This window comes from Cupriavidus sp. USMAA2-4, assembly GCF_001854305.1.
In the GTDB taxonomy this organism is placed as follows: domain Bacteria; phylum Pseudomonadota; class Gammaproteobacteria; order Burkholderiales; family Burkholderiaceae; genus Cupriavidus; species Cupriavidus malaysiensis.
This window is the reverse complement of sequence record NZ_CP017749.1, coordinates 2764848-2779564: the sequence shown is the minus strand read 5'-3', so window position 1 is coordinate 2779564 and position 14717 is coordinate 2764848. Positions and strand designations below refer to the sequence as shown.

The following is a 14717-nucleotide window of genomic DNA, read 5'->3' as shown; positions in this document are numbered from 1 at the left end:
ATACGGCGTTGACACGGAGGCCTCCGGCTTTTCGACAGACTTTGCAGCGCCCTGCCTATACCGGAAACGGAAACGGAAACAGGCGATCTGCGGAGGCTGCCATGAAGTCACCGATCCCCATCTTCTTCACCTGCACGCACTGCGGCCACGTCCACGCCGAGACGCTGCAGAACGCGATCTCCGGCCGCATGCCCGCGCCACTGCCCTGCCCGCAATGCCAGCGCGCACTGGCGATCGACTGGGACGCGCTCACGCGCCTGGCGCAGGCAAGCGGCCTGCCGGTCGCGCCGGAATAGCGTGGCCAGGCACGCCCGCCCCGTCAGGCCGGAGCAGCCGGCCGCTGGCGCGACGCGGCCTGTCCCCGCAGCGGATCGCAGGCCGTACAGCGGGCGGTCCCGCGTGCGATGCGCTCCCAACCCGCCAGCAGTTCTTGCCCGCACTGGCAGCGATAGGCCGCGCGCTTGCGCTTCAGGCCGCGCGGCCACGAGATGCAGGTGAAGCTCCCCACCCGCTCGCCGATCTGGTGCGGCCAGGCACAGGCGCCCGGCGGCAGTTCCGCCTGTCCACCCGGCCGCAGCGTGGGAATGCGGCCATGGCCGGTCCAGTCACGCGCGTATTGCCGGCCCGCCGGCGCATGCGGCGCATGCCAGAGCGAGGCCTTGAAATGCCCCAGCAGAACCGCTTGCATCCACTCCGCGCTGCTCTCCCACTGTCGACCTCCTTGCCTCATGATGCTCCCCCCCATGTTGTCGCCGCCGGACGAGATGCCGGTGCAGCGGTGCACGCCCGCCGGCGGCACCAGCACGATGCCGGCCGGATGTGAAGCGAGCCCACTTTAGCGAAATGCCGGGCACGTGGCACGGCCGTGCGATCTGAATTTTCCTGTCCCGCCTTGTTAGGGATTCCATTCCGGCGGTGTCTCCGGCGGCACCCGTCCGGGATCCGGTGTATCAGGCGCGGGGCCGCCGCAGGCGGCATACCTTGTTTGAGTGAGTTGCGGTAAAGCATCAGCATGCCAGGGACCCCCGCGGGGAAACCGCCCGCGAGGGCCGGGAGCGGCAATAATCGAAGCCGGCTGATTCCAGAGGCGCGAAGACAGGCTTCCACAGTTGGATTGCACAGTTGGATTGGCTACGTTCCCACGCCCCGGTCCATCACCCCGGACCGGGGCGTTTTTTCGCCGCGGGCAGGCAAGCGGCGCCGGCCGATGGCCCCGCCATGCTGCCTGGACCACTCACAATTGATTGCATTCGCTTGTCGCGCGCAGAACTAGACTGAATTCGACACCACACGGTGCTCCTCGTTTCGCTTCTCCATGCCGCCGGCCCGACTCGCCTGGCGGCTTTTTTCTTGCTCCCTTCGCGCGCATGGTCCCTGCTCCCGGCAGGACATCGCACAGGTATCCCGCCAAGCGGCTGCACGGCCCGCGCGGCGGGTCCCGCGGCAACCCCATGTCCCCGCCGGCTGCAGCGCGCGCGGAAAGCCGACGGAAAACCTGTCCTATTCGCGGCATTGGCAAGGCGGCACCGTGGTTAGCATGTGTCGAACCGGTTGCCGCACACTTGCGGCTTGGGCGGCAGAGACCTCGCCTCTGCCTGCCCCTTTCTCCTTTCCGCCACTGCCGCCGCCGGCACGGTTGCACGTGCCATGCGGCGCGACGCGTTGCCGCGCCTTGCTCCGATCCCTCGCTCTGTGGGTATCATTGCAGCCGTTTCGCGCACCCAGGCCGCCTCCGGTCCGGCACGCGCCCCATCCACCCGAGGACCCGCCCCGATGCCGGCCTTGCTCGCCATCCAGATCGCCATGCCAGTGCTGGGCGCCATGATGCTCGTCATGGTCTGGTCGCTGCGGCGCTGCGATGTGCCCGGTGTACGCCAGTGGTGGCAAGGCAACGTCGCGGTGGCAATGTCTCTGCTGCTGTTCGGCTTGCGCGGCCACGCCAGCGACCTGCTTTCCGTCATTACCGCCAATCTCCTGCTGCTGTGGGGGTCGGCACAGTTCTACGCGGGCCTGCTCCGCTTCAGCGGGCGCCGGCCCGACTGGCGCCGGCTGTGGTGGGCCATCGCCGCCGTGACGGCGGGCGTGGTGGCGTGGCGCTACGGGCGCGACGATTTCAACCTGCGCGTGGCCTGCGTCTCCGCGCTGCAGGCCGCCTTGTCCTTGCATGCAGGCATCGTCCTGCTGCGGCGCGACCGCGAAGCCGTCGGCCAGCGCCATGCCGCGAGCCGCTACGCCACGGCCGCCTGCGCGCTGTTCTTCGGCACCGTCTACCTGCTGCGCAGCCTCCTGTCGGCGCAGGCCGCGCTGGCCGATGGCGCGCCAGGCGACTCGCTGGCGCCTGCCGGCCTGCATATCGGCTTCCTGCTGCTCGGCCCGCTGGCCATGCCAGCGATGACACTGTGCACCGTGGTAATGATCCACGACCGGCTCGTGCGCCGGCTCGAAGACGCGGCCAACACGGACTTCCTCACCGGCACGTTGTCGCGCCAGGCCTTCGAGTCCGAAGCCGCGCGGCAATTCGCCGCGGCGCGGCGGCAAGGGCTCAGCCTCACCTTGCTGATCGTCGACATCGACCACTTCAAGCACGTCAACGACCGCTTCGGACATCATGCCGGCGATGTGGTACTGCAGCGCTTTGCCCGGCTCGCGCGCACGCAGACGCGGCCGGCCGATCGCCTCGGACGCCTCGGCGGCGAGGAGTTCGCCATCTTGCTGCCGGAGCTCGGCGGCAACGCGGCACGGCGCATCGCGGAGCGGATCCGCGTGCTGGCCGCGGCCGACCGCGTCGACGGCAATTTCGGCACGGTGGGCTACACCCTCAGCGCGGGCCTTGCCACGCTGCGGCCCGGCGAAGGACTGGCCGAACTGGCAGCGCGTGCCGACGCGGCCCTGTACCAGGCCAAGCAACATGGCCGCAACCGCGTGCGCGCCGCGGAAGACACGGTCGATGCCACGCCGCTGCTGGCGCGCGCGGCCGTCGCCGGCGCCGCCTGAACGGCGCCGGCGCGACGGTACGATCGGTGATGCATCGGTGATGCTGAAATCGGTGATGCTGAAATCGGTGATGCTGAAGGGAGGAACGATGCAATGAAAAAAGGGCTTCCGTTTCCGGAAGCCCTTTTTTAATAGGTGGCGCGGCTGGCAGGATTCGAACCCACGACCCCTTGGTTCGTAGGCATATTAGCCAAAGAACTCTCTCAATTTAATCAACAACTTGCAACGCCTGACATTGCCCCTTGCAACTGAAGCCTGCCACAAACACGGCACACCCGGTTTCACTCCGGCGCAGATCTAGCATTCTCAACACCTCGATGCCTTTTCATGATGCGCTCCACTCGCTTGACCCGACGCTCTGCTCTCTGCTCAGACTCACCGCTAGCATACGGATATTTTATGCATGCAGCGACTTGTGCTGCCTCATCCGAGGACATCCCAGCAGGATCGAACCCCAGTTTCTTGGCGATCGCTGCGACCCCAATGGCATCCTTGCCAAAATACGCGATTTCTAGATATAGGCGAAGCAATTGTTCCTTACTCAGTTGTTCGCCGATTCGAGTGGCCAGCGCCATTTCTCTCAACTTTCGACCAACTTTCAATCGATAATCGCCCGTCAGTACTCTCACCACTTGCTGCTCAAGCGTACTACCGCCTTCCCTTCGCCCCTTTAAGTTACAAACGACTGCTCTGAGGATTGCGACGTGATCAACACCCTTATGCAAAAAGAATCTATGATCCTCGGCTACGATAACAGCGACCATAAGCTTTGCGCCAATATTACTGAAGACAATAGTGCCGCAGATCGCTGAGATTCTCTCCTGAAGATTTTTAGCCTGACTGCGATAGATCGTCCTCGAAAGAAGCCAGCAGAAAAACCATGTGAGTCCAGCCGCCTGGACAAAGAATAGTGAGCACCAGTTATGCGATGCGCTTCCAAAACGCCTCTCCACGGCTCTGCGCCGCAGTTGTATAGAAAGTGCCCCTAAGTCCGCCCTTTCGTTTGCACCCGGATACCCGCAGTCTGAAGAAAGTTGCAGTCTCTCTTTTCTGTCCATCTTCCCGCCAGAAAATTACAATCTCATCCGACCCAAAAAATCGCTTAGTTATAGAACCAGATATATCCGTTGTTCTTCGCTGCGCACCGGAGAATTCATACGCCCCTTTGGCGGCAACTTCCCGGTCTTTCTCCCCCATGCCCACTACAGAAGCACCGGACTGCAGCAACGTGATTTTGTACCAAACCTTCATCCCCCTGTAAGGGTTATATTCAGTTTCATTGACTATCGTTTCACACTCCCAGACACCGGCAACAACCGGGAGCGAGAAAAATTTCTCCTTAAATAGGAAAAATATCACGGTAAGCAAAATACCACCCAGAATGGTACTCGCAAGGTTGGCATAAAATCCTGGCCAAAACTGCCCCCAAAATGCGGAATCCATTTTTCTTCCCGACAGCGCTTATTGAACCATTGTTGTTCGCGGACGACAGGGGGCTCGCCGGTAGCACTTTTACCCCCTTGATCCTGCCAAGAGCGCATCGTAGCATTGTGACGTCACAGGTACAAATCACCCCAGCTAAAGCGCAGACCTACTACCCTACCAGCACCAGACACTGAAGATTGAGCTTCCGCATCGAGAGTCAGCCCCCACCATATCGCGCATAGTTCGCACATTCAGGCAAATTGGGCTGATCGGACACTGACATAGCTCCCACTGGAACATAAAGGCCGGATCGTCTTATCTGAGCGCGCGACGTACGTCACCGTACGCCTGTGACTCCCCCCCTTAACTGGCGGCGGAGCGCGCTCACTTGCATTCCCCTGATCGTGACTCCGTCGCCCAACGCGATTGGAGTCATCATGTCCGAGCATTCGAGCAAGGAAATCCAGGGCGCGGCGGATCGACCGCTGCATCCGCAGGATGCGGCGGCGAACGCTGCGCAATCATCCCGTCTAGTAATACGGGATAAAAGACACCCCATCCCCCCCTCCGACAACCCTGCGATCCCGGCTTTCCCGGACCGCGCCACGGAGCATATGGAGTTGGTGACCTACCGTAGTGGGCGCCTCGATTACCGGCTACACCCACTCCCGGACGAAACCGTTCCTCCCCAAGCTGCACATGTGGACTGGCTCGGCTTCACGCTTGTGCCACCGCCCGGCAAGGCGCTCGAATGGGTATTCCAAGAGATGGAGCGGCTGACGACGCTCGCCGTGACTGAAATCCGCACGACTGGCTGGAATGGCTATATGCAAAGCGCGCGGCTGGGCGAGTTCGGCATCGTGGCCTGGGGTGGCCGGCATCAACGCAACACCATCCATGTCGAAATCAACGGCACGGGCTGCGCCCGCATTCAGGACTGGCGCGGGTTGGCGGCCTGGGGCAACGCGCTCGAATCCAAGATCTCGCGCATCGACCTGGCCCGCGATGACTTCGAGGGGCGCGTCTGCAATATCGAGCAGATCCTGGCCTGGTATCACGCCAATGGCTTCAACTGCGGGGGCCGTAACGGCAAGCTCAAGCACGCGGGAGATTGGACGGACGGCACTGATGGACGAACCCTCTACATCGGCACACGTGCGCACAAGCTGCTGCGCTGCTACGAAAAGGGCAAGCAGCTCGGCCACCCGGACAGCCCCTGGTGCCGCGTTGAGCTGGAACTGCGCGGCAAGAACCGCGTGATTCCCTGGGAGACGCTGGACGTGCCGGGCCAATACCTGGCCGGCGCCTATCCCTGCCTCGCGTTCCTGTCGGCGGTCCAATCGAAGATCAAGATGTGCCAGAAGGCCGCCGCCATGAGCGTCGAGGTTATGACGGACAACGCCAGCCGCCTATCAGGCAAGGCGATCAACGTTTTGATGCGGCTCCACGATGAAAACGCCGCCACAGTGGTCGAGAAGCTTCGGCGCGATGGCATTCCGAAGCGGCTGGTGCCCTACAGTACCGGCCTGCCCGGCGCGGGGGATCAGGATGCGGACGCTTGATCTCAAGGAGGCTGCCGCCTTCCTCAAGATGCATCCCGAGGAAGTGCGGCGACGAGCCAAGCGCGGGCAGATTCCAGGAGGTAAGGCTGGCCGCGCCTGGGTGTTCATCGACCAGGATCTTGCTGATTATGTGCGCTCCCTCTATGCTCGACCCCGGCAGGCGTTGCAAGTGACATTAGGAAAGGAACCCGATCTATGTCACTTCGCAAACGTGGAACGGTCTGGTGGATCGACTTCGTCGCCCCCAACGGTGAACGAATACGCCGATCTGCTGCGACCGAAAGCAAAACCCTCGCGCAAGAGCTGCACGACAAGCTGAAGGCCGAAGCCTGGCGCATCAGCAAGTTGGGTGAACGACCACAACGTTCCTGGAACGATGCAGTCGTTCGCTGGCGCAAGGAGCAAGGCCACAAGGCGACGATCGAGACGGACAAGATCCATCTGCGCTTGCTCGATCGTTTCTTGGGCGGTAGGCCGCTCGATCAGATCAACCGCGCGCTGGTTGACCGGATTACGCAGGCCAAGCTTGCCGAGGGGGTTAGTAATGCGACGACCAATCGCGTGCTGGAAGTCCTGCGTGCCGTGCTGCGCAAGGCGGAGAATGAGTGGGAATGGCTCGACAAGGCGCCGAAGATTCGGATGCTGCCCGAGCCGACCCGCCGCATTCGCTTCCTGGCCAGAGATGAAGCGCAACGGCTACTGGCCGCGTTGCCGGAGCATTTGGCAGACATGGCGGCGTTCTCGCTGGCCACCGGCTTGCGTCGGGCCAACGTCACCGGGCTGGAGTGGTCGCAGCTAGATCTCTCCCGCTCGGTAGCGTGGATACACCCGGATCAGGCCAAGGCCCGCAAGGCGATTGCCGTGCCTCTGAACGCGGAGGCGGCGGGCATCCTTCTCAAGCAGGTCGGGAAGCACACCACGCACGTCTTCTCCTTCCGGGGCAAGCCGATCACCCAGGTCAGCACCAAGGCTTGGTACGCGGCACTGGAACGGACCGGCATCCAGGACTTCCGCTGGCATGATTTGCGGCATACCTGGGCAAGCTGGCACGTACAGAACGGCACGCCGTTGTTTGCCTTGCAGGAATTAGGGGGCTGGGAAAGTCCGGAGATGGTGCGGCGGTACGCGCATCTGTCGGCGGAGCACCTGGCGCCCTATGCTGACCGCCTCACGCCCCTGCGGGACTTGGCGAGTTCGGATCACGACACAAAGCTGGCACAAGAGCCCAAATGACGAAGGGCTTCCATCGCTGGAAGCCCTTCTAATAGGTGGCGCGGCTGGCAGGATTCGAACCCACGACCCCTTGGTTCGTAGCCAAGTACTCTATCCAACTGAGCTACAGCCGCACGCGAGGACGCAATTATTGACCAGCTTCGCACCGAACGCAAGCATTTTCTTATGACGCCCTAAGATATGGCGTCCGAGGGGCATCGAAGGGCCTCGGCCTGCCGGCCCCGCGCTACCAGCGATAGCGCGCCCCGACCGTTGCGCCGCCGCTGTGCCCCGCCTTCACCTTGAGCCACAGGTTCATGCCGCTGACCGTGTTGCCATGCGCGCCGACATTGACCGAGAACAATCCGCGCAGCAGGTCCGCGTCGACCTTGGTACCGTTGACGTTGATCGTCTGGGTACGGCTGTTCTGCCACCAGTCGGCTTCGACGAAGGGGTAGACCCCCGCCAGCCGGGTGGGCTGCGCACTGTACAGGCGCACCGCCACCCCGGCCGCGCTGGCATCGAGCAACTGGTCGCCGAAGATCGGATGGCCGGGGCCTCCGCCCGGTTGGTAGGCAAACTGCAAGCGCGACTGGATGGTCACGCCGCCCGCACCAGGCAACACGCGGTCATAGGCAAGCGACATAGCGTTGCTGCGGGCATCGACGAAGCCGATCGCGGTGGTGGCATCGTCGACGTGCATGGCCGGCGGCTCCGCGCCGGCCCGGGCGGCCAGCGCGGCCTCGCGCTCGGCCAGGCTGGTGCCCGGCACGCCGCTGTAGCCATAGCCGCCCACCGGCGCTGCCTGCCGCTCATACTCGACCGGCTCGACCTGCGCCGGAATCGGCGAGGTGAATGACTCGGCCTTGCGAGCCGCCGCCTCTGCCGTGCCGCCGAGGCCAGCCGACGGCGTGGCGCCCGCAAGCGGCCGCCCCAGTGAGGCCACCGCCGCCGGCGCATCCTGCGCTACCGTGGCGGCGCCGGTCACGGCGGCTGCGGCCACCATGCCATCGCGATCGGCTGCCGTGTCGCCAGCACGGGGCTGGCGCCACTCGACAGAGGATTCCTCAGCTTGAACGAAGGCCGGCAGCAGCAACAGTTGCAGCAGCAACAGCAGCCCGCAGCGGCGGGAAGCATGGGGAGGCGCCGCAGTGCCGCAGGCGACAATACGACGCCGAAGTCCGGACCGGCGTCCGGACTCTCCCTCTCTCGACCATGACAAGACAACACACATGGCGCGCCCCTCTGCCCAATGAACGCCGCCCGATTTGCTTGAGCATAGGCGATTGCGCAAGGCCGTGTAAGGCGCCGGCGAGCGGGCGCCAACGCTGCGCGCGGAGGTCGGCGCGGCCTTGATACAGCGACGTAACACTTCGTGGACGAGGCAGCGCGGCGGCGCTGCCGATACCGCTGGAAAGACGGGAAACGCCGCTCATGCGGCAGGCGATGCACCATCGAGAAGCGCATGCAAAGCGCCCGCCTGCGCAGGCTCTTTCGGCGGGCGCTGCCGATGTATCACAAGCCGATCCGGCTGCCCGCGGAACCGGATATTGCCGCCCGGAAGCGCACGCGGCCGCACCGGCCCGACCTGCAAGCCAGGCCCTCGAGTCCCCACCTCAAGTGCGCAGGCACCCGGCTTTCCGGGCGGACAAAATGAAAAAGGCAGACGATCTTGCGATCATCTGCCTTTCAAATATGGTGCCCAGAAGAGGACTCGGTCACACTGGCGCGACCCCGGCCTGGCTTGCAAGCCAGGCCCTTCGAGTCCTCACGTCAGGTGCGCAGGCACCTGACTTTCCGGGCGGACAAATGAAAAAGGCAGATGATCTTGCGATCATCTGCCTTTTGGATATGGTGCCCAGAAGAGGACTCGAACCTCCACAGTGTTGCCACCGCTAGGACCTGAACCTAGTGCGTCTACCAATTCCGCCATCTGGGCTTCGTCTCTCGCGCCACCGGCGTTCGAAGCGAAGAACAAGATTATGCTTGGCAGCCCAGCCTACGTCAAGGGGTTATCAAAAATATTGTCACAGAAATGTGCCAGAGCGGGGCGGCAGCCACCGCGGCATCGCCGGCTGCCCGCTCTCATGCCTGGCCCCGGGGCGGCTGGAAGCTGACCGAAGGCGGGCGCCCGGACAGGTAGAGGGTCGCCGTCGCGGGTGGCGTCCTGGCCACCACCTTGCCGGCACGCAGCACCAGCAGGCGCGTGGCGCGCAGCCGCAGGGCCTCGACCGGATCGCGCGCCTGCAGCAGCACGAGGTCGGCGCGGCATCCTGGCGCCAGCCCGTAGCCTTCCAGGCCGAGGATGGCGGCAGGCGTCGCGGTGACCGCCGCGAAGCATTCGCGCATGGCTTCCTGGCCGGTCATCTGCGCGACGTGCAGACCCATGTGCGCGACCTCCAGCATGTCCGCCGAGCCCAGGCCGTACCAGGGGTCCATCACGCAGTCGTGGCCGAAGGCGACCGGCACGCCGGCCGCCAGCAGTTCCGGCACCCGCGTCATGCCGCGCCGCTTCGGATAGGTGTCGTGCCGCCCCTGCAGCGTGATATTGATCAGCGGGTTGGCGATGGCGGCCACGCCGGCCTCGCGCATCAGGGGCAGCAGTTTCGACACGTAGTAGTTGTCCATCGAATGCATCGAGGTCAGGTGCGAGCCCGCCACCCTGCCCTGCAGCCCGAGGCGCTGGCTTTGGCAGGCCAGCGTCTCGATATGCCGCGACATCGGATCGTCGCTTTCGTCGCAATGCATGTCGACGCGCAGGCCGCGCTCGCTCGCCAGTTCGCAGAGGATGCGCACCGACTCTGTCCCATCGGCCATGGTCCGCTCGAAGTGCGGGATGCCGCCGACCACGTCCACCCCCATGTCGAGCGCGCGGCGCAGGTTGTCCAGCGCGCCCGGCGCGCGTAGCAGACCGTCCTGCGGAAAGGCGACGAGCTGGAGATCGAGATAGGGCCGGACCCGTTCGCGCACGTGCAGCAGCGCCTCCACCGCCAGCAGCCGCGGATCGCACACGTCCACGTGCGAGCGGATCGCCAGCAGGCCCTTGGCCACCGCCCAGTCGCAATAGGCCAGTGCCCGCTCGACCAGGGCCTCTTGCGTCAGCAGGGGCTTGAGTTCCCCCCACAGCGCGATCCCTTCCAGCAGCGTGCCCGAGCGGTTCACGCGCGGATGCCCGTAGGAAAGGGTCGAGTCCATATGGAAGTGGGCATCGACGAAAGGCGGCGACACCAGTTGTCCGGCGGCATCGATCTCTTCGCCGGCGCTGGCGGCAAGCGCCGGCTCCAGCGCCACGATGCGGGCGCCGGCGATGCCGATGTCAATGTCGCTACGCCCGTCGGGCAGGCTGCAGTGGCGCAGGATCAGGTCGAGCATGGTGGGTCCCTGTGGTTACCGTACGTGATCCCGCCAGTATGCCGCGGCGACCGGGACGTCCGGGACGTCCGGGTCGTTCAGGCCCCGTGGTCGCCGCGCTCCCCTTCCGCCGGCGCCATGGCGGCACCGCCTTCGTCGCCCGGGAGGCCGCAGCCGCGCAACAACAGCCCGACCAGGTGGTCGGTGGCGCGCTCGAACTCGCGTGCACCGAGCCGGCTCACGCCGAGCACGGCGCACACCTGGGTCTCGAAATCGGCATAGGTCTGGGTGGCGGCCCAGATAGTGAAGAACAGGTGCTGCGGATCAACGCTCGCCATCTGCCCGCTGGCCACCCATTGCCGGATCACCTCGGCCTTGCGCGCCACCAGCGCGCGCAAGGCGCCACCCAGCACGTCGGCGATCTCCGGCGCGCCGTGCAGCAGCTCGTTGGCGAACACGCGCGACGCGTCGGGGTAGCTGGCCGACAGCCGCATCTTGGCGCGGATGTACTGCTCCAGCGCGCGCCGCGGCGGCGTAGCGGCATCGATGATGTCGGTTTCCGACAGCCAGAGGCGCAGCGTGTGGGACAGCACGGCACGGTACAGCGCCTGCTTGGTGCGGAAGTAGTAGTGCAGGTTGGACTTGGGCACGCCGGCGCGCACGGCGATGTCGGCCATGGTGGCGCCGGCGAATCCCGCCCGCGCGAATACATATTCCGCCGCACGCAGGATGCGCGCCTCGTTCTCCTGGCGGATGCGGCCCCCGCCCGCCGCGCCGGCCGCGCTCGGGGGCAGCCGGCCATCCGCCGTGGCCGCGAGGTCCATCAGCGGGTACCGTAGAGGCGGTCGCCGGCGTCGCCCAGCCCCGGCACGATGTAGCCGTGCTCGTTGAGCGTCTCGTCGATCGCCGCGGTGACGATGGCCACGTCCGGATGCGCCGCCTGCAGCGCGCGCAGGCCCGGGCGCGAGGCGATCAGGCAGACGTACTTGAGCGCGCTGACGCCGGCCTCCTTGAGCCGGTTGAGCGCGGCCACGGCGGAGTTGCCGGTGGCAAGCATCGGGTCGACCACGATCACCAGGCGCTCGTGGATGTCTTCGGGCATCTTGAAGTAGTACTCGATCGGTTCGAGCGTCTCCGGATCGCGGTACAGGCCGATGTGGCCGACGCGGGCGGCCGGCAGCAGTTCGAGCATGCCATCGAGGAATCCGTTGCCGGCGCGCAGGATCGAGACCAGGCACAGCTTCTTGCCGGACAGCACCGGCGAGCGCATCGGCGCGATCGGCGTCTTGATGTCGATCGTCTCCATGGCCAGGTCGCGCGTGGCCTCATAGGTCAGCAACTGGCTGATCTCGCGCACCAGCCGGCGGAAATTGTCGGTGGTGGTTTCCTCGCTGCGCGCCAGCGTGACCTTGTGCTGGACCAGCGGATGGCTGACCACCAGCACATTGGGCGCGGCGCCTTCGAGCCGGGTCGCTGAAGAGATGTCGTTCATATTGTCGCTCCTGGGGCAGGTTGCAGACGGGGACCACGAGACAGGCCCGCGGACGCGGCGGCAACGGCCGGCGCAGGCAGCCTTGCGGCTGCCCGCCCGCCTGCCGCGCGCCCGCGTCAGAACACCGTACCGTCGCTGATCATGGAGAACGGCGGCGGGCCGCCAGGCCGCCGCTGGGCGGCGATGCGCCGGCCAGCCGCCCAGGTGCCACCCTCCAGCACGCGCGCCAGCGGGAAGGCCTCGGCCGACAGCCCGAGCGCATCGCGCACGCCCTGCGCCACCAGGTCGAGGCCCGACACGGTCAAGGCCCGCCATTCGACGATGGCCGGCTCGCCTACCGTGTGGGCGTGCCCGGCGAAGCCCGGGTCACGCGGCACCATCAGCGCGAAGTCGTAGAGCAGGCCGCCGTTGCGGTACTCCGGCAGGCCGGTCAGCGCGTCCAGGCCGGTCACCGTCAGCCCGCCATCCTCCAGCGGTTCCAGCATCGAATAGGTCAGCCACTGCGTGAGCTTGTGCAGCGGGACCAGGCCGCCGGCGGCGGCGGCGTGCCGCCAGCAGTCTCCCAGCGGCACGCCATCCAGCACCATGCGCCCCGGCCACACCGGCCCCAGGGCCACCAGCAAGGTACGCAGCACGAAGCCGGCTTCGATGCGGCCATCGCTGGCATGCGCCCGCAGGTAGTCGAACAGGTTGCCGAGCCGGGCCGGCGCGCCGAACACGGCCGGCGTGGCCTGCGCCACCTCGCCCAGGCGCCGCAGCAGGCCGGCGCGGCCGTCCAGGCCGACCAGCGGATTATGCTGCGCGACCTGGAAGGCGCTGGCGATGGAGGAGACGTCGATGCGCATCAGCCGCTCGGCATCGGCGCGCAGCGGGTCGCCCAGCGCGGCGGAGAAGCCGCCGCGGGCGAACAGGTCGAAGCTGGCCACGCCGAGTCCCTCCGAGCGGCTCAGCATCTGGTCGCTGGCGGAATCCCGGTAGCGCCAGTCTGGCCCGGCGCCGGCGTCGAGCAGCACGCTGGGAATCACCAGGTCGATGCCGATGCGGGCGCGCTCCTCGCGCTGCTCCGGCCCGTTCAGGCCGGCGCGCTCGCACAGCATGCGCCAGCGGTCGACGGTCTCGCCGGGCCCGCCGGCCTCGAAATGGCGCCAGCGGCTATGGTAGGGCACGACCAGGTCCGGATAGCGGCGCCGGATGGTCGCGCTCACGTAGTCCGCGATTTCCGGCACCCGTTCCGGGTGCCAGCTGAACAGCGCCGACTCCCCGGAGGCAACGAAACGCGTCACTTCGGCACAATGCTTGCGCACGGCCCGCGCGCTCAGCAGCGCTGCCGCGGGATGCCCCTCCGGCAGCGGACAGAGCCAGCCGCTCCCTGCGTCCGCACCGCCGGCCCCCGCCAGATCCCCTTCCGGAAAAGCGTTCATTCTTCCAACCCCCTGCCCTTGGCCAGCGCCAGTTCGCTGGCATCGGGCGGCGTATACCGCGTGAAATAGCCGGCCGCCACCTTCGCGTCGATCTCCACCCTGGCATCGGCCGGGATCAATTCTTCCGGTATCGGCACCTGCTCCACCACCTCGATGCCCTGTGCCACCAGCGCACCGTGCTTCATATTGCTCATCGAGGCCCAGCGGTCGATGCGGCGGATGCCCAGCCAGTGGAACACGTCGGGCATCAGTTCCTGGAAGCGCATGTCCTGCACGCCCGCCACGCATTCGGTGCGGGCGAAATAGGTTTCCGCGCGGTCGCCGCCGGCCTGCCGCTTGCGCGCGTTGTAGACCAGGAACTTGGTGACCTCGCCCAACGCACGCCCTTCCTTGCGGTTATAGACCACCAGCCCGACTCCGCCCTGCTGCGCCATCTCGATGCAGACCTCGATGCCGTGAGCCAGGTAGGGGCGGCAGGTGCAGATGTCGGAGCCGAACACGTCCGAGCCGTTGCATTCGTCATGCACGCGGCACGCCACGCGCGTGCCGGGATCGCCGAGCCGCTCCAGGTCGCCGAAGAAATAGAGCGTCATGCCACCGATCGGCGGCAGGAAAACCTTCAGGTCCGGCCGCGTCACCAGCTCCGGGAACATGCCGCTGGTCTGCTCGAACAGATTGCGCCGCAGCATGCTTTCCTTGATGCCGAAACGGCGCGCCAGTCCGGGCAGGTGCCAGACCGGATCGATGGCGGCCTTGGTCACGCGCACGTCGCCGTTCGCGAACAGGATGCTGCCATCCGGCTTGAGCCGCCCCGCGGCGATCGCCGCCACCAGCTCCGGCATATTGATGTGGGCGCGCGTGATGGCGATGGTGGGACGTACGTCGATGCCGGCCGCGATGCGCTCGGCGAAGGCCGTCGCAACCAGGTGGCCCCAGGGATCGAGCGAGACGATCTTGTCCGGGTCGCTCCATTGCGGATGCGGTCCGACCGGCACCGCGGGCGCGGTGTCGGTGAAATCGGGCCGGTGGTCGCGCTGCAGCGCTCCGGACGCCACCGCGAGCGCGCGATAGACGGCATAGGCACCGCCATGGGTCCCGATCACGTTGCGGTGCGCCGGATTGGTCAGGCTCGCGATCACAGGCCCGCGCTCCGTGGCGGTCGGCGCCCCCCAGCAGATCGGCTCGGCGGGCTTGCCGCGACGGGCGTGCGAAGTCAGGACGATGTGGTCGGACATGACGGCCTCGGTAAGGAAATCCTGA

At 66.1% G+C, this 14717-nt stretch carries 14 protein-coding genes and 2 tRNA genes; 5 read left to right on the top strand and 11 right to left on the bottom strand.

Features of this window, described 5'->3' with window-relative positions; genetic code table 11:
• Positions 1-101 precede the first annotated feature (101 nt).
• The gene (locus tag BKK79_RS32155) at positions 102-296 is read left to right on the top strand and encodes a hypothetical protein (RefSeq protein WP_071039872.1); all 195 of its coding nucleotides are present in this window, start codon (positions 102-104) and stop codon (positions 294-296) included.
• Between the two features lie 23 nt (positions 297-319).
• Here BKK79_RS32155 and BKK79_RS32150 read toward each other — a convergent pair whose 3' ends face one another.
• Positions 320-688 (bottom strand): hypothetical protein, encoded by a 369-nt coding sequence (locus BKK79_RS32150; RefSeq protein WP_071039871.1) that lies wholly within the window; start codon positions 686-688, stop codon positions 320-322.
• A 1085-nt stretch (positions 689-1773) separates the two neighbouring features.
• On the opposite strand from BKK79_RS32150, the gene BKK79_RS32145 reads away from it, so the two are divergent.
• Entirely contained in the window at positions 1774-2994 is a 1221-nt protein-coding gene (locus tag BKK79_RS32145; RefSeq protein ID WP_084085451.1) for a GGDEF domain-containing protein, read from the top strand.
• Between the two features lie 281 nt (positions 2995-3275).
• On the opposite strand, the gene BKK79_RS41295 is transcribed toward BKK79_RS32145, so the two are convergent.
• Positions 3276-3746 carry a biosynthetic peptidoglycan transglycosylase gene (locus BKK79_RS41295; protein ID WP_232346477.1) on the bottom strand — a complete coding sequence of 157 codons (471 nt, stop codon included), beginning with the start codon at positions 3744-3746 and terminating at the stop codon, positions 3276-3278.
• A gap of 169 nt (positions 3747-3915) precedes the next feature.
• Entirely contained in the window at positions 3916-4437 is a 522-nt protein-coding gene (locus tag BKK79_RS41290; RefSeq protein WP_198173356.1) for a hypothetical protein, read from the bottom strand.
• Positions 4438-4856: 419 nt separating this feature from the next.
• On the opposite strand from BKK79_RS41290, the gene BKK79_RS32140 reads away from it, so the two are divergent.
• The 3 genes from BKK79_RS32140 to BKK79_RS32135 are packed head-to-tail and all read left to right on the top strand — an operon-like array spanning position 4857 to position 7214.
• Positions 4857-5981, top strand: coding sequence for a replication initiation factor domain-containing protein (locus tag BKK79_RS32140; RefSeq protein WP_084085447.1), 1125 nt, complete (start codon positions 4857-4859; stop codon positions 5979-5981).
• Positions 5869-6300: a helix-turn-helix domain-containing protein gene (locus tag BKK79_RS42390; RefSeq protein ID WP_157128573.1), complete on the top strand. Its 432-nt coding sequence runs from the start codon at positions 5869-5871 to the stop codon at positions 6298-6300. The genes BKK79_RS32140 and BKK79_RS42390 overlap by 113 nt, the downstream gene beginning before the upstream one ends.
• Positions 6210-7214 (top strand): tyrosine-type recombinase/integrase, encoded by a 1005-nt coding sequence (locus tag BKK79_RS32135; protein WP_442873310.1) that lies wholly within the window; start codon positions 6210-6212, stop codon positions 7212-7214. Before BKK79_RS42390 ends, BKK79_RS32135 begins: the two co-directional genes overlap by 91 nt.
• A gap of 36 nt (positions 7215-7250) precedes the next feature.
• Here BKK79_RS32135 and BKK79_RS32130 read toward each other — a convergent pair.
• The 8 genes from BKK79_RS32130 to BKK79_RS32095 all read right to left on the bottom strand — a co-directional run bounded on the left by BKK79_RS32130 (position 7251) and on the right by BKK79_RS32095 (position 14692).
• A tRNA-Arg gene (locus BKK79_RS32130) sits at positions 7251-7327 on the bottom strand.
• Between the two features lie 113 nt (positions 7328-7440).
• On the bottom strand, positions 7441-8304 hold the full coding sequence (locus BKK79_RS32125) for a hypothetical protein (protein WP_071020583.1): 864 nt from the start codon (positions 8302-8304) through the stop codon (positions 7441-7443).
• A 741-nt stretch (positions 8305-9045) separates the two neighbouring features.
• Positions 9046-9132 (bottom strand) — tRNA-Leu (locus tag BKK79_RS32120).
• 146 nt (positions 9133-9278) lie between these two features.
• Positions 9279-10565: an amidohydrolase family protein gene (locus tag BKK79_RS32115; protein WP_071039868.1), complete on the bottom strand. Its 1287-nt coding sequence runs from the start codon at positions 10563-10565 to the stop codon at positions 9279-9281.
• Between the two features lie 77 nt (positions 10566-10642).
• Positions 10643-11368, bottom strand: a complete 726-nt coding sequence (locus BKK79_RS32110) for a TetR/AcrR family transcriptional regulator (RefSeq protein WP_071039867.1) — start codon at positions 11366-11368, stop codon at positions 10643-10645.
• Positions 11368-12036, bottom strand: coding sequence for a uracil phosphoribosyltransferase (upp, locus tag BKK79_RS32105; protein ID WP_071020589.1), 669 nt, complete (start codon positions 12034-12036; stop codon positions 11368-11370). Before upp ends, BKK79_RS32110 begins: the two co-directional genes overlap by 1 nt.
• A gap of 116 nt (positions 12037-12152) precedes the next feature.
• Positions 12153-13457, bottom strand: coding sequence for a URC4/urg3 family protein (locus BKK79_RS32100; RefSeq protein ID WP_071039866.1), 1305 nt, complete (start codon positions 13455-13457; stop codon positions 12153-12155).
• Entirely contained in the window at positions 13454-14692 is a 1239-nt protein-coding gene (locus tag BKK79_RS32095) for a GTP cyclohydrolase II (RefSeq protein ID WP_071039865.1), read from the bottom strand. Before BKK79_RS32095 ends, BKK79_RS32100 begins: the two co-directional genes overlap by 4 nt.
• Positions 14693-14717 lie beyond the last annotated feature (25 nt).

What these genes read in the sequence shown, in the direction of transcription:
- BKK79_RS32145 (WP_084085451.1), top strand. Translation starts at nt 1,774, where the DNA reads ATGCCGGCCTTGCTCGCCATCCAGATCGCCATGCCAGTGCTGGGCGCC.
- BKK79_RS32100 (WP_071039866.1), bottom strand. Translation starts at nt 13,457, where the DNA reads ATGAACGCTTTTCCGGAAGGGGATCTGGCGGGGGCCGGCGGTGCGGAC.
- BKK79_RS32150 (WP_071039871.1), bottom strand. Translation starts at nt 688, where the DNA reads ATGCAAGCGGTTCTGCTGGGGCATTTCAAGGCCTCGCTCTGGCATGCG.
- BKK79_RS32140 (WP_084085447.1), top strand. Translation starts at nt 4,857, where the DNA reads ATGTCCGAGCATTCGAGCAAGGAAATCCAGGGCGCGGCGGATCGACCG.
- BKK79_RS42390 (WP_157128573.1), top strand. Translation starts at nt 5,869, where the DNA reads ATGAAAACGCCGCCACAGTGGTCGAGAAGCTTCGGCGCGATGGCATTC.
- BKK79_RS32095 (WP_071039865.1), bottom strand. Translation starts at nt 14,692, where the DNA reads ATGTCCGACCACATCGTCCTGACTTCGCACGCCCGTCGCGGCAAGCCC.
- BKK79_RS32110 (WP_071039867.1), bottom strand. Translation starts at nt 11,368, where the DNA reads ATGGACCTCGCGGCCACGGCGGATGGCCGGCTGCCCCCGAGCGCGGCC.
- BKK79_RS32115 (WP_071039868.1), bottom strand. Translation starts at nt 10,565, where the DNA reads ATGCTCGACCTGATCCTGCGCCACTGCAGCCTGCCCGACGGGCGTAGC.
- BKK79_RS41290 (WP_198173356.1), bottom strand. Translation starts at nt 4,437, where the DNA reads ATGGATTCCGCATTTTGGGGGCAGTTTTGGCCAGGATTTTATGCCAAC.
- BKK79_RS32155 (WP_071039872.1), top strand. Translation starts at nt 102, where the DNA reads ATGAAGTCACCGATCCCCATCTTCTTCACCTGCACGCACTGCGGCCAC.
- upp (WP_071020589.1), bottom strand. Translation starts at nt 12,036, where the DNA reads ATGAACGACATCTCTTCAGCGACCCGGCTCGAAGGCGCCGCGCCCAAT.